Source organism: Streptomyces sp. NPDC005761, from assembly GCF_040630635.1.
Classification (GTDB): Bacteria; Actinomycetota; Actinomycetes; order Streptomycetales; family Streptomycetaceae; genus Streptomyces.
On sequence record NZ_JBEXXX010000021.1, the window covers coordinates 41,101 to 54,229 of the forward strand.

Annotated in this window: 12 protein-coding genes and 1 pseudogene; 4 read left to right on the top strand and 9 right to left on the bottom strand. The window is 70.1% G+C overall.

Annotated elements, in window-relative coordinates:
• Positions 1-65 precede the first annotated feature (65 nt).
• Positions 66-1,181: a hypothetical protein gene (locus tag ABZ434_RS20255; RefSeq protein WP_359138424.1), complete on the bottom strand. Its 1,116-nt coding sequence runs from the start codon at positions 1,179-1,181 to the stop codon at positions 66-68.
• Between the two features lie 271 nt (positions 1,182-1,452).
• Between ABZ434_RS20255 and ABZ434_RS20260 the strand changes: the two genes are divergently transcribed.
• The gene (locus ABZ434_RS20260; protein WP_359138427.1) at positions 1,453-2,997 is read left to right on the top strand and encodes an alpha/beta hydrolase domain-containing protein; all 1,545 of its coding nucleotides are present in this window, start codon (positions 1,453-1,455) and stop codon (positions 2,995-2,997) included.
• 201 nt (positions 2,998-3,198) lie between these two features.
• On the opposite strand, the gene ABZ434_RS20265 is transcribed toward ABZ434_RS20260, so the two are convergent.
• Positions 3,199-4,935, bottom strand: a complete 1,737-nt coding sequence (locus ABZ434_RS20265; protein ID WP_359138591.1) for an Imm49 family immunity protein — start codon at positions 4,933-4,935, stop codon at positions 3,199-3,201.
• Positions 4,936-5,106: 171 nt separating this feature from the next.
• On the opposite strand from ABZ434_RS20265, the gene ABZ434_RS20270 reads away from it, so the two are divergent.
• Complete coding sequence (locus ABZ434_RS20270) at positions 5,107-5,583, top strand: hypothetical protein (protein ID WP_359138600.1); 477 nt, start codon at positions 5,107-5,109, stop codon at positions 5,581-5,583.
• 129 nt (positions 5,584-5,712) lie between these two features.
• Here the strand turns inward: ABZ434_RS20270 and ABZ434_RS20275 are convergent.
• From ABZ434_RS20275 to ABZ434_RS20295, 5 genes and pseudogenes are all read right to left on the bottom strand, one after another.
• Positions 5,713-5,811 (bottom strand): annotated as a pseudogene (locus ABZ434_RS20275) (IS5/IS1182 family transposase); the annotation flags it as partial.
• A gap of 276 nt (positions 5,812-6,087) precedes the next feature.
• Complete coding sequence (locus ABZ434_RS20280; protein ID WP_359138430.1) at positions 6,088-6,399, bottom strand: hypothetical protein; 312 nt, start codon at positions 6,397-6,399, stop codon at positions 6,088-6,090.
• 235 nt (positions 6,400-6,634) lie between these two features.
• The gene (locus ABZ434_RS20285) at positions 6,635-7,075 is read right to left on the bottom strand and encodes a hypothetical protein (protein WP_359138433.1); all 441 of its coding nucleotides are present in this window, start codon (positions 7,073-7,075) and stop codon (positions 6,635-6,637) included.
• A 406-nt stretch (positions 7,076-7,481) separates the two neighbouring features.
• On the bottom strand, positions 7,482-7,877 hold the full coding sequence (locus ABZ434_RS20290; protein ID WP_359138436.1) for an NUDIX domain-containing protein: 396 nt from the start codon (positions 7,875-7,877) through the stop codon (positions 7,482-7,484).
• Positions 7,878-8,310: 433 nt separating this feature from the next.
• Positions 8,311-8,997 (bottom strand): TetR family transcriptional regulator, encoded by a 687-nt coding sequence (locus ABZ434_RS20295; protein WP_359138593.1) that lies wholly within the window; start codon positions 8,995-8,997, stop codon positions 8,311-8,313.
• Between the two features lie 148 nt (positions 8,998-9,145).
• Between ABZ434_RS20295 and ABZ434_RS20300 the strand changes: the two genes are divergently transcribed.
• Positions 9,146-9,997 (top strand): patatin-like phospholipase family protein, encoded by an 852-nt coding sequence (locus tag ABZ434_RS20300; protein WP_359138439.1) that lies wholly within the window; start codon positions 9,146-9,148, stop codon positions 9,995-9,997.
• Between the two features lie 34 nt (positions 9,998-10,031).
• The gene (locus ABZ434_RS20305) at positions 10,032-11,210 is read left to right on the top strand and encodes a cytochrome P450 (protein ID WP_359138442.1); all 1,179 of its coding nucleotides are present in this window, start codon (positions 10,032-10,034) and stop codon (positions 11,208-11,210) included.
• A gap of 190 nt (positions 11,211-11,400) precedes the next feature.
• Here ABZ434_RS20305 and ABZ434_RS20310 read toward each other — a convergent pair whose 3' ends face one another.
• Positions 11,401-12,141: a class I SAM-dependent methyltransferase gene (locus ABZ434_RS20310; protein WP_359138445.1), complete on the bottom strand. Its 741-nt coding sequence runs from the start codon at positions 12,139-12,141 to the stop codon at positions 11,401-11,403.
• Positions 12,142-12,274: 133 nt separating this feature from the next.
• Positions 12,275-12,991: an alpha/beta hydrolase gene (locus tag ABZ434_RS20315; protein ID WP_359138448.1), complete on the bottom strand. Its 717-nt coding sequence runs from the start codon at positions 12,989-12,991 to the stop codon at positions 12,275-12,277.
• Positions 12,992-13,129 lie beyond the last annotated feature (138 nt).

A 13,129-nucleotide genomic window follows, 5' to 3' on the forward strand; every position in this document is an offset into this window, starting at 1 on the left:
GGCCGTTCTGCCGCTTCGCCGCCTGCGGTCCTGCTGACGGTCCGAGGAACGGCCCGCCCTCACGGTCAGCGTGCCGGGGTACGTCGCACGATCTTGCCCTTGCTGTCCGCTTCCAAGGAGGCCGCGCCGTCGGAGCCGCTCACGCCGGTTCTGATCGTGAGTGAGCCGGTGAGGCCTTCGGCGGTGATCTGCCAGGTCCGTGGGGAGTGGACACCGAGGGTGGTTCGTGCCGTCCGGACCAGGGCGGGGAAGCGTTCATAGGGCAGAGAGCGCAGGTCGAACCCTGAGGCGTGGGTGCCGGCGGGAGCGTACACAACCGACAGCACGCGTTCCTGTACGACCACGGTGAGCGCCTGGCGTTCCTCCCTGTCCTTGCCTTCGGTGAGCGAGTCGAAGGCCCGGCGCAGGTCGTTCTCGTCGAGGAACGACTGGTGCGGGCCGAGCGTGACGGTGGCGGATCCGGACGACACGACCGTGGTCGACGACGTGGAGGAGACGGAGGGCGCGACGGAGGAGGGGGAGCGCGCGGTGGTGCCCTGGTCGAACAGGTCGTCGCGGACCGGCAGGATCACGCAGGCTGCGCCGAGCAGTAGGCCGAGGAGGGCGACGAGGACGACCGCACACCCCTTGGAGGGCTCGCTCACCCGGGCCGGCCCGGGCGCCGAGTCGATGCGCGCCCCGGCCGCACGGTCCTCCCACTCCGGTGTCGGCCGCTTCACGATCCTCACTCGCCACGGCCGGTCCGGGGGGTACTGCACCACTACGATGCCGCGGGGCCGGTAGTCGGGCAGGTCGGCGAGGTTGATGTTCTGCGTGACCTCGATGCGGTGCGCCGACGCGTCGTCCGGTGCGACGGTGAGGTCGAACCGCACCGCCACGTCACTCGTCGCCTCACCCCCGACGGCGTGCAGGCTCTCGATCATCGCGAGCGCAGTGCGGGGTGCGACGGCAGCCTCACGTGCGCGCCGCGGCGCACCGGCGAGGAAGAGGAGCAGGCCGTAGGCGGCGGGCAGGCCCACCCCCGTGAGGCACAGTGGCAGGTTCTCGAGGACGCAGCCGACGACGAAAGCGGCCAGCGAAGTCCCGGTCACTCCACCCGTCAGGAAGCCCAGGACGACGGCGCCGGGGGTGGTGCCTGTGGGCGGTGCGCTCGTGGGCGGCGTGCCCGCGCTGATCGTCATATGGGTGATTGTGTCGGACCCGGGTGACGGCCGGTAGATCTTCAGGTGTCCACATCGCTTGGTCCTGGCACGAGAGTTGAGGCAGTCACGAGAGTTGAGGCAGTGAGGTACAGGGAGGTGCGCTGGAGACAGGTCTCCGAAGAACGATGCACCGAAGACCGGTGAGCGGTCACCGGTATCGGGACGCTGGTGGATTCGCCGATGCCAGCCCCTCCTGCTCGGTCGAGACTGCGGTCTCAACCCATTGGGACATGCACTCACGGAGGCGATCATGCGCATGCTTGCTCGATTATCCCGGAGGTCCGTCACCGCCACCGCGCTGGGGGCGCTGCTGTGCGGCGCGCTCCTCGCCGTCGCCCCGCCGGCCGCCCCGGCCGCCCCGGCCGCAGCTTCCGCCGCTCCGGCTGCGAGCCCAACGGTCACTGCTCCGCCCGTCGGCACGCACGGCTTCCCGTTCCTCGCGGCGGCGGAGGACCTCGGCTCGTTCGGCTACACCGAGAGCGAGTACTTCATCTCGGGAGCCGCCACGTCCTACGCCAAGTCGGGCCTGTGGACGTCGGACGGCCGGTGGAACGTCCGAGCGTCGGGCACCGCTGCCTACAAGACTCGCCTGCTGGTGCGCCGCCCTGCCGATCCGGCGAAGTTCAACGGCACGGTGGTCGTGGAGTGGCTCAACGTCAGCGGCCAGCTCGACCTCTCTCCGGACTACTGGTTCGAGCGGGACGAGCTGCTGCGTGAGGGCTACGCCTGGGTCGGCGTCTCGGCACAGGCCGTCGGGGTCAACGGCGGGCGTGGTGAGATCAAGGGCCTCAAGGGCTGGGACCCGGCCCGGTACGGCAGTCTGGTTCACCCCGGGGATGCCTTCGCCTACGACATCTTCTCGCAGGCGGGCCAGGCGCTACGCGCCCCGAACGGGCTGAACCCGCTCGGCGGCCTCACGGTCCGGACGTTGCTCGCCGACGGCGAGTCGCAGTCGGCGGGGTTCATGACGACGTACGTCAACGCTGTCCAGCCGGTGTCCAGGGTCTACGACGGCTTCATGGTGCACAGCAACAGCGCGATCGCCTCGCCCATCAGCGGCGTGCTCGCCGACACCTTGCTGATGCCGAACCCGTCGCGGATCAGAAGCGACCTGGCAGCGCCGACGTTCGTCGTGCTCACGGAGACCGATGTGCCGGGCGCTGCCACCGCGCGGCAGCCGGACACCACCAGCATCGTGCACTGGGAGTTGGCCGGCACCGCACACGGCGACCAGTGGGCCTTCGACCTCGGCGACCCGACGGTGCAGAAGTCTGCGGGCTCTGCAGCGCCGTCGACCGACTGTGCCGCCGGGTCGGCCCCGTTCAACGACGGGCCGGGCCACTGGGCGATGAACGCCGCGCTGCGCCATCTGGCCGTCTGGGCGCGAGGAGGCGCGCGGCCGCCGAGCGGCCAGCCACTGAGCACCGTCCTGCGCGACCCGGCCACCGGCCTGGCCACCGGCGGTGTCCGCCTGCCGGACGTCACTGTGCCCACCCGTACGCTCACAGGGTCGCGCGACACCACCGACAGCGGAGTCTTCTGCGGTCTGTACGGCGCCCGCGACCCGTGGAACGGCGACGCCGACGGCTGGGACCGGCACGACGACGGCGATCCGTCCGACCCGTCCTTCCCGGCCACGGCGGAGCCGGTGCTCAGCCGGCTCTACCCGACCCACGCCGGCTATGTGGGCAAGGTACGCACGGCAGCGCAGATGTCCGTCGACGCCGGATACCTGCTCCCGGAGGACGCGGCGGCGATCGTTGCTGCCGCGCAGGACTCGGGAATCGGCGGCTGACCCCCCAGCCGTCGGGCCGGCCGCTACCCCACCCCTGGTACCACCGTGGGCGGGGTAGCGGCCGGCCGTGGGACGCCCGTGCATCGGTTACCCGTGCAGTTCGTGGCGCGTCAGCCCCCGGCTGGACTTCGGTCCCGTCTCCCGGTCAACTGTGCAGCCCGTGAGGAGTGAACAAGAATCCCAGCTCTCTTCCCCCACACGTCAGAAGGGTTCGGCGGACCGCACCAGGTCCTGCGGGAGGTAGGGGGATTCGACGCGGATGGCCCAGCCCCGGCGTCGGGCGTGGCAGGCCAGCGCGAGGATGTCGAGGTTGACCGAGGCATCCGGGTCGTCGGCGCGGTCGGCGACCCGGTAGTAGTCGCGGTGGGCTTCCAGCGCGTCGGCGAGAGCCAGGTTGAAACTCTCTTCGTCCCCCTCGACCAGTTGCGAGAGCAGGACGGCCGGCGGCATGGCGAACCCCCAGTCCTTGGCCCGTTCGGCCTGCTCCAAGGCCCGCTGCGCGGCCGCTTCTGGATCGGCGCCTCTCAGGTAGGCGTGGAGGGCCTCGCGGTACGCGCTGAACGCGGAGCCGTCCGGGCGGGCGAAAGCGGGGCCGGTGAGGACGAGAGGCGCGAGGTCCTCGCGTGCGCCGGTGATCAGAGCGTAGGAAACTGCCCGCTGCCAATTGCCGGCACCGATCTCCTCGCCCCGCTGGGCCGGGTAGGTGAGCATGCGTCCGTCGACGCTCACCTCGGCCAATGCGCCAGGCTCTGCGAGGCCGATGCGGAACAGCGCCGCGCCCACCTGGGAGGCCAGCCTGAGGGTCGCGAGCTGCGTGTCGGCGCCGGAGCCGGGGTCCCCGGCGCGCCACTTGAAGAGGCGCTCCTGGTCGCCCATGACGCTGCCGAGCCGCCACAGGGCGAGAGGCTCGTTGCCGACCGGGGTGAACGCCTTGTCGAGGTGTTCCTGGTACACGGCCGTGACCTGCGCGCCCACGGTCCTCTCACAGGCAGGCCGCTCCACCACCACGGGGCCCGCGGCGAGCGCCGTGACCGCGTCCGGCCGGCGGTTTCGGCCGAACCCCGCGACCCGGGGGCCTCGCGTCTCGAATCCGGTGACCAGCGCGTGCGGCAGGTACTCGGTGTCGACGGCGGGTGCCCAGCCCAGAGTTCGGTAGGCGAACGCGGCAAGGGCGAGGGGGACGAGCGGCAGAAGGGACTTGGGGGAGGCCGCCGGGCCGTGTGCCGCGGCATGGCGGGCCAAGAGGTCGGCGAGCGAGGCGTCGAAAGCCTCCCGGTCCTCGGCGGCCAGGGCGTGCAGCGTGCGCAGCGCGGCGCTGTCCGGCCGGTCCAGGAGGAGTTCGCCCCTCTCGTCCGCGCGGGTACGGACGCGGTCCAGGGCCGCGTCGACGGCCGCGACCTTGGCCTGCGCGCTCGGCGGGTACTCCTCGTCGTTGCCGGTGTCGTCCAGGACCACGGCCATCAATCCCGTGGCGAGCTCCCCGGCGGGCGTGCCGTGTGCCCGTGCGGTGAACTTCTGCCGGGCGAAGTGGAAGGCCTCGCCGTGAAACCTGGCCTTGTCCCTGAGCACTGCCAGGCAGAGGGCGTCGATCCAATCCCCGGGCGTGACGGCCTCCTCGGGGGCGTCCTCACCTGGGTCGTAGCACATGCCGAAGTTCACGTAGTCCAGGAAGACCTGAAAGCTGCAGTGCGGGTGGTACGCCGCGTAGGCGACGGCGCCGGCCGCGGCCTCCGAGGCGTTCTTCAGCGCAGACCGGGCCTCTGCCGTACCGAGGTCGGGCGTGTCGACGGAAAGCGCCCCCAAGTAGTCGAGGAACTCCTCGGCGATGGATTGCCATTCGTAGGTGGCCATACGTCCGGCCCGTGACATGGAGTGCACCTGGCCCCCGATACGGTCGGTGAAGTCCTTACGGGCAGCCGACACGACCGCCCGGCCCACCTGGTGACGCTCTATTCGCACTGCCGAACTCCCTGATCGAATCTCCACGACAGCAGCCTAGGCGCAGGCTCTGACACCGTCGGCGGCCGACGAGCACGTGGGCGTGGCAGAGGCACGGGGCGGCCTGGAGCGTGTCTCCTTGGTGCTGTCCGCCGTGCGAAGCTGTGCGCCATGGCGCCTTCGACAGTCCGTGGACTTGCTCTGCCCGCCCTGCTGACGTCGCTCATTGATCGCGACCTCTGGCGTCACCCGGGTGATGTGGTGCTGGCGAAGGCCATTCCTTGGTTCAAGGACCCACTTGGCTTCGTGTCGAACCCCGAGCAGATGGCGTACGCGTCCCAATCGATGGACATGTTCGCCGATGATCCGCACTCCGCCTTCTTTCGCCAGGCACGCGGAAGCAGGAACGTCGCCCCACTCGAACTTCCTTGGCTTGACATTGAACAGGCAGTGCTGATCGCCACCACTCGCAACCCCGGTGATGATGGCGCCTTGGCTCTCGACTTCCGGCCCGACCCCTCGGATCCCCGCGTCGTCGGCAGTGACTTCTGGAGGGACCCCCTTCTGTGCGAGTGGCGGGTTGTGGCACCTACCTTCTCGGGCTTCGTCTCGAGTCTGGGCCGCTGGCTTCCGCAGCCACGTCACTGACGCGCCCAGACAGGGATGGACGCAATGTGAAGTGCGGCCTGGTAGGCGATGGTGAGTTTGGCCGTCCGCGGGGCCAGGCCACGCCACTGCTTGAGTCGGGCGATGCACCGCTCGACGGCATTGCGCTCCGCGGTGGTCAGCCCACCGCCGCCCACGCGCCGGATCGATCGGCATCAACGGTTCGATCCGGTCCCACATCGCATCGGTGATCACTAATCGGACAGACATATCCGATCAACTGACCAACCCACCGGAGAGGCACGCGCTAAGCCGTTTCCTTCGGATCATCTGATCGTTGGTAGATGTGTGTCATCGACTGACGCCCAGCGGGCGACGGCCGAGCCGTTGCTGCCGGACCGGGCACCTCGGCGGGGTGGGCGGTGGCGTGATCACCGGCAGGTGATCGACGCGATCGCGTTCACTGGCCGGACTCCACCTCACTGCCATTTTCATCTGGTCGGCGAGATGATCCGACAGAGACTGTCCAGGTGCGTAGCCGCCATGTCAGGCCAACTCGAAGCCGCTCCGGAAGACGCCGCCGTACTCCCCAGGAACCTCCCAGCACGTGTAACGACGGCCAGGAAGATCGGGCAGCTCAACACCCAGTGCCTTCGCCAGGTCGGCGGCACCGGTCTTGCGGGTCCGAGAGGGCTCGTCGGCAGCGTGATAGAGGGCATTGGCGCCGCGCAGTCCGATCACTGCGTACTCCACACGCCTCCCCGCGCCGACGACCGATTCTTCGTGGTGCTGCTCGTGCAGGGCATTCACCACCTGCCCACAGAGCCCGCATCGCAAGTCGTCCCGTGAGGTATCCACGGGAGGCATCGTACGGCTCCCTCGTACATGTGTGGCTACCAGCCATCCTCACCCGGAACACCCAGCCAGCGGCCGCCGGCCCTCCGCCGGTGTTGCCTGACCGTGCGTCTTTCCGCCGGACGGCGGAGATCGGCACTCTGCCGTGCGTGCAGGCGAGAACGCAGGGGCCGGAAACCGTGAAGTCCCCGGCCCGTGCCTGCGAGGGGTGCATCGCACCTTCTCGCTGTCTTGCCGGTCAGCGACGGCCGGCGGCGAGGATGACGAGGAACTGTCCGCCCCCCGGCTCGATGTCGGCCGTCACCGGCAGGCCCGGTACCAGTCGGGAGAACCGGTCCACGAGCCAATCCGCAGCTTCTCGGGCGTCCTTCCTGTTCGGGCAACGGCCCACCATTTCGCGGCCCCCCTTGCGCTCCAGCCTTTCGGCAACGGTGATCAGCGGTGCGGGTTCGACCACGTACAGATGGTCCGGCCAGGCGATGGCCACTTTGACCGCGCCCTTGCGGGTGTTGCACCCGCGGTGCGCGAGCCGTTCGGCGACCTTGGCCTTCCGGTCGGTGGTTCGGCTGTCGACGCTCGGCCCTCTCGGGTCGTTCACCGACATGTCGGGGTCGACCGGTTCGTCGCACACCCAGCAGCGCCAGCCATCGCGCTCGGCCACATCATCAAGGAGACTCACACGAGCAAACTAGCCTGACCGGCCGCTGCCCCGCGCCCCAGGGTCCAGGCAACTGCATCGGAGCGCCCCGAACCTGTTTGCGGCCGACATCGAGCGGGTGTCGAGAGAGCACATTCATGTGTCTGCATGTCCTCTCACCCGCACCTGCGAAGGGCCCCCGGTGGCCGCCGGCCGCTCGCGCAGCCTGCCGTACCGCCGGAGCGACGACCCGCACGGTACCGCCGTGCCGTCGAAGCCCGAGCCCAGCAGGCCATGGCGCCGCGGATGGGCCCCGGCATCGCGGCAGCGGGGGAGCGGCAGGCTGCCGAGATGCGAGGGCCGGCGGCGGCAGCTCCGAGGGCGCCCGTAGCAGGCCCGGAACGCGCAAGGGCCCCGCAGTTGGTGGGGCCCCAACTGGCGTTCGGTGTCAGTGCAGGAGTGACGCGTCGAGGTATGCGTGCACCGGCCCGAACAGCCCGTACGGTACGAACGCATCGATCTCCCCGTGCCTCACCCAGGCAATTTCCGCGATCTCCTCGGCGTCACCGACACCCGCGGTTCCGGAGACCGGCGCGCACGCCACATACGTCATGTGCCGGCCCGTATGCGGGTGTACGCGCTCACCCAGGACGCAGACCGCCTCGACCTCCAGCCTGACTTCCTCGGACATCTCCCGGACCGCGGCCTGCTCCGGTGTCTCCCCCGCCTCGACGGCGCCGCCCGGGAAAGCCCACAGAAGATTCCCCTCCCGCCGGCGCCGCCTGATCATGAGGACCCGGTCGCCGTCGACGACGATCGCCGTAGAGATGCGCTGCTCGGTCACGCGGCCTCCAAGGCGCTCAGGATCTGCGGGTACGCACGGTCGGAGCGGACAGGTCAGTGCTTACCTGCGGGCTTGGCGTAGACCGGTCGGCCCGCCGCCCGCCGGCTCGCAACCTTACGTACGATCTCCGTCGGCGCACGGCGACGTACCACCCGCGCGGCCGTCGAACCGGGGGTCCTTCCCCAAACCAGTTCCTCCGACGCCGACCATGACCTCACCGTGCTGCCCCGCGAGCGGCCCCGAGTGCTTCGTCGCCGACAGGCGTGGCTTTGCGCCGTATCGAGCAACACCGGAGTCGGCATCAAGCAGCATCGGAGTCTGCGGTTCCCGGCGGAAGCCGGAGGTGAGGACTCGCAGCTCCCGTCCCTTCGACCACGGCGCCAGGGATTCGTTCTCGGACGCCGGGCCGACCTGCCCGGGCGGGCGGAGCCCTTCACTCGGCGTTCGAACCCTGCACGGGCGCCCGGTGCGGTCCCAGTTCCCTCAGGACGTCGCCGAGCTGGACGGTGGTCAGGGCGGGGGCCGGCAAGGGGACGGGCGCCGGGCGCAGCCCGTCCAGGAGCAGGGCGAGGGGACGGTGCCAGGCGTCCGGTGTGGTCGCGGCCGTAAGGGCCGGGACGGCGCGGCCCAGAGCTGCCAGCGCGAACAGGACGTCCTCGGTGGTGACGTCCGGGCGGATCGCGCCCTGCTGCCGCCCTCGCTCCAGCAGGAGTTCGATCGTTTCACGGTTGTGCGTGTGCACGGCGTCCAGCGCCTCGATGCCCTCGACGTGCGTGGTCATGAGGTCGTTGGTGCCGCGGTCGGCGGCGAGCGCGTCGAAGACGGCCCGGAGGTAGTCGTTCAGTCCCGCCCACGCATCCGCGGCCGCCCGGGCCCGCTCGCCCGCCTCCGTGGTGCCGGTCAACTGGTCACGGAATACTGCCTCGACGAGGGCTGCACGGGTGGGGAAGTGCCGGTAGAGCGTCGCGTTGCCCACGCCCGCCCGACGGGCGATCACGTCCAGCGGTGCCTGCAACCCCTGCTCGGTGAACACCTCGTGGCCCGCCTCCACCAGGAGCTGCCGGTTGCGGCGCGCGTCGCGTCGCTGCGGGGCCGTTGCCTCACCTGTGCCGATGGTGATCACCCTCCGAAGGAAGTGGGGAGCTCTCCCCGGTACTGATGCTATCGTCTGACCGTGAAGTGGGGACTACTCCCCACTTAGCGGGGGTCCCTGTAGGAGAGGGGCCACCCCCGATTACGTTCGTTCGTTGCGCTCGGGAGGGATCGGCGTGAGCGGAAGCAGTAGCAAGACCGCACTCGTACTCGGCGGCGGAGGCCCGGTCGGCGGTGCATGGCTGACGGGGGTGCTCGCCGGCCTCGCGGATGCGGGCATCGACCTCCACCGCGCCGATGTGGTCATCGGTACCTCGGCGGGCGCGATCTTCGGTTCCCGTCTCGCCTGCGGCCAGCCGCCCCGCGAGCTGTACGAACGCCAGCTGGCCGGCGACGACCGCATCGATCTCGACGTCACCACCGCCCAGACACTCCGCTTCCTCTGGGCGGCCCTCGGTTCCCGCGATCCCGAGCGCTCCGTACGACGCCTCGGCCGCGCCGCCCTGGCAGCATCCACCCCACCCGCGTCCGAGATGTACGACGCCGTGCGGACCCTGCTGTGCGGAGCAACGGACTGGCCCGCACAGGCCCTGCGGATCGCCGCGGTCGACGCGGTGAGCGGAGAGGTGGGGACCTTCGACGCGGACATGAAGGCCGGCCTCGTCGACGCGGTGGCCGCGAGCTGCGCGGTACCCATGGTCTGGCCGCCTGCCGTGCTCGATGGCCGGCGCTGGATCGACGGCGGCAGCCGCTCCACCGCCAACATCCAACTGGCCCGCGGATACGACCGGGTGCTGGCAGTCGTCCCCATCCCCAATGCCGTCGGCCCACACCCCACCGCCCAGCAGCAGGCAGCCGAACTGGCCGCCGGGGGAACTGCCGTGTCCCTGCTGTGCCCCAGCCGTACGGACCGCCGCGCGATGGGCCGCGACATGACGGCGAACGCCCGCGTCCCCGCCGCCGCCCGCGCCGGATACGCCCGCGCAACGGCGCTGGCAGCCGGCGCGGCGGACGTATGGCACGGCTGATTCCCGGATACGTACATCACCGAAAGGCCACAGCATGCAGGCACCCACCCTGGAAGAACTGGCGCCCCCCGGCAACGACCTGGCGAGGGACCCGTACCCCGCCTACGCGGCCCTGCGGGCCATGGGCCCCGTGCACCGCGTGCTCGTTCCGGGCAGCGGGGAGTGCTGGCTGGTCGTGACGCGTGACACCGCCAGGGCCGCGCTCACGGACCCGCGGCTGCGCAACGACATACGCCACTCCTCGTCCTGGCGAACCGACGGTGGCCACGCCCTCGGCCGCAACATGCTCCAGAGCGACCCGCCGCTCCATACCCGCCTGCGCGGGCTGGTGGCGGAACACTTCACGCCGGGACGGATCGCCGCCCTGCGGCCGGGGATCGAAGCGGTCGCTGCGGAGCTGCTTGCAGCGCTGCCCCGGCAGGGGACTGCCGACCTGGTGAGCGAGTATGCGCTGCCGCTGCCCATCACGGTGATCTGTGACCTGCTGGGAGTTCCGGCGACGGATCGCCCCGCCTTCCACGCCTGGTCGAACGAGTTGGTAGCGCCCACCTCGTCACAGGCGGCAGGTTCTGCGGCCGCCGGCCTGACCGGCTACCTCACCGACCTGACCGCACGTAAGGCCGCCGCCCCGGACGGCACCCTGCTCAGCGACCTCGCGGCCGACGCGTCCGGCCTCACCGCCGAGGAACTCCTCGGCATGGCCTTCCTGCTCCTGGTCGCCGGCCACGAGACGACGGTCAACCTGATCTCGGGAACACTGCACGCCCTGCTCGCCGACCCTGAGCAACTCGCGCTGCTACAGGCTGACCTGAGTCTGGTCCCCGCTGCCGTGGAAGAGTCGCTGCGATACAACTCCCCGGTCCACGCCTCGGCTTTCCGCTTCGCAGCCGAGCCCCTGGACCTCGCCGGCACTCACATCCGCGCCGGTGAAGCGGTACAGGTCTCCCTCGCCGCGGCTTCCCGCGATCCGCACCACTTTCCGGACCCCGACCGCTTCGACATCACGCGCCGCACATCGGGCCACGCCGCCTTCGGCCACGGCCTGCATCACTGCCTGGGCGCCCCACTGGCCCGCGCGGAAGCCGCGATCGCCCTTCGTCTGCTCATGGAACAGCGCCCGGCGATGACCTTCGCCACCGACACCGCGCACCTGAACTGGCGGACCGGCACCCTGCTGCGGGGGCTGACCGCACTGCCCGCCCGTTTCGACTGAAGATCTGCCGCCCACGCGTCGGAGCCCCGGCCGGCCCCGCCCGTCCGGGCCGGCAACGGCGCATTTCATCGCGCCGGACCCGTACAGACGTGACACTTTGCCTCGATCCGCCTCTGGCTCCGCCCGCGATGAGCCGGGCAGGCCTGGGCCGGTGGCGAAGGGATGCCTTCACGTCTCGGCCCGGGGGAACTTACGGTTTGTGGGCTACCCAGAGCAGTTCCGCCGGCCAGCGGTGTGCCCAGTCGGGTGGGTCGGTTTCGTTGTAGCCGTTGGGTGTTCCGAGTGCGGGCCGTGGCTCGATGAGGTCGTCGATGATGAGACCCGCGCCGCGCAGGACCCTGACCCAGTCGCCGTAGGTGAGCTGGTAGCTGGTCGCGCCGTCGCCTTCGGCGATGGTGTTCAGCCCGAAGTAGTCCTGTCGGAGTGTCGTGGTCACGCGGCCGGCGGCTTCGTCGTAGCAGGCTTCGAACCATGGGCTGGCGACGTTGAACACCAGGCGCCCGCCTCGGCCCAGGACGCGTGCGACCTGGGGGACGGCCAGGTGCGGGGGCGCCCAGCTGAGCCCACCGAAATCGCAGAACACCAAGTCGAAGCTGTCGGCGGCGAAGGGGAGTTGTTCGGCGGCGCCCTGCACCAGCGGGTAGCGAGCTGCTCCCATTGCGCTTTCCGCTGCGGCGAGTTGGGTTTCGGACAGGTCGAGCCCGACCACGTCGGCGCCCTCGGCGGCGAGCGCCCTGGACCACTGGCCGGCGCCGCAGCCGAGTTCGAGGACGCGCTTGCCGGTGACGTCGCCCAGGGCGTGCAGGTGCGCGTCGGGGATGGAGTACATGCCCCACAGCCGGGGTGTGGCGCCGATTTGCGGGTCGTGCTTGTGCTGGTAGGCGCTGCTGATCCGGTTCCATAGCCGCCGGTTGGCGGGGATGCTGTCCACGTGCCGACTCCAGCACTGCCTGCCGGGGGCAGTCAACACGATGGGGCACTCGCCCTCGCCTCGGTCCTTCGCGAGCCCTCGTTGTGTGTGGGTTTGTCTGCAATGGTTGTCCGGACGGGGCAGCGGCGGCGTGTCAGGTGGAGTCGGGCGGCAATGCGCCGAGAACGGCTGCGAGGCCATGCGGGTCGCGGCGGGCGATGTTGTGGCCGACGGGGATCTCGTGAACCCGCCAGCCTGGGTCGATGCGCAACCGCTCGGTCAAGGTCATGAACGGGCTGCCCGGCCACGCGCCACCGCTGATGAACGTTCGGCCGAGTGAGCGGCTGGGGCTGCCGCTCAGTTTGATCGACTGGACGAAGCTCGCCAGTGGGTGCGGTCGCGCGCGAGGGTCGAGTCCTTCAGGGACTGCGACCCATCGACCGTCGGCGCGGGCACCAGCTATGAACAACTCCCGGAAGCCGTCGCTGGTCAAGGACCAACACGAATCCCCGTCGTCCGGGACGTAGGCGTCGATGAAGACGAGATGATCGATGCGGTCGCTGAGCCGATCCGCGACACCCGCGATCACCATCCCGCCGTAACTGTGCCCGCACAGCGCGACGGGCGTTCCGTCGCCACGTTCAATGGTCTCGGCTACCTGGTCGATATGGGTGTCGAGGTTCGGTGGACGATCCGCATCGACCGGGCCGCCCGACTCCAGCCCCGCCAGGGTCACCGCCTCGACGTGGTGACCTTCTCGGTGAAGCTCAGCAGCAACCGAGTCGAATACCCATCCGCCTTGCCAGCCGCCTGGCACCATCACGAACTTCACCGCGTCATCGTAGGTCACGTCGTTGCGGCGGATCTTCATCCTGCCTCCTGACGGGTACAAGGGGGGAGGGCGAGTCCGGCACCACGACGAAGAGGCGCCCTCCAACTGCGCCGCGCTATCGGCAGGGCGGTAAGTGGCTTGTTTTGGCGTACATGTGACGATGAGTCAGTAGTGTGG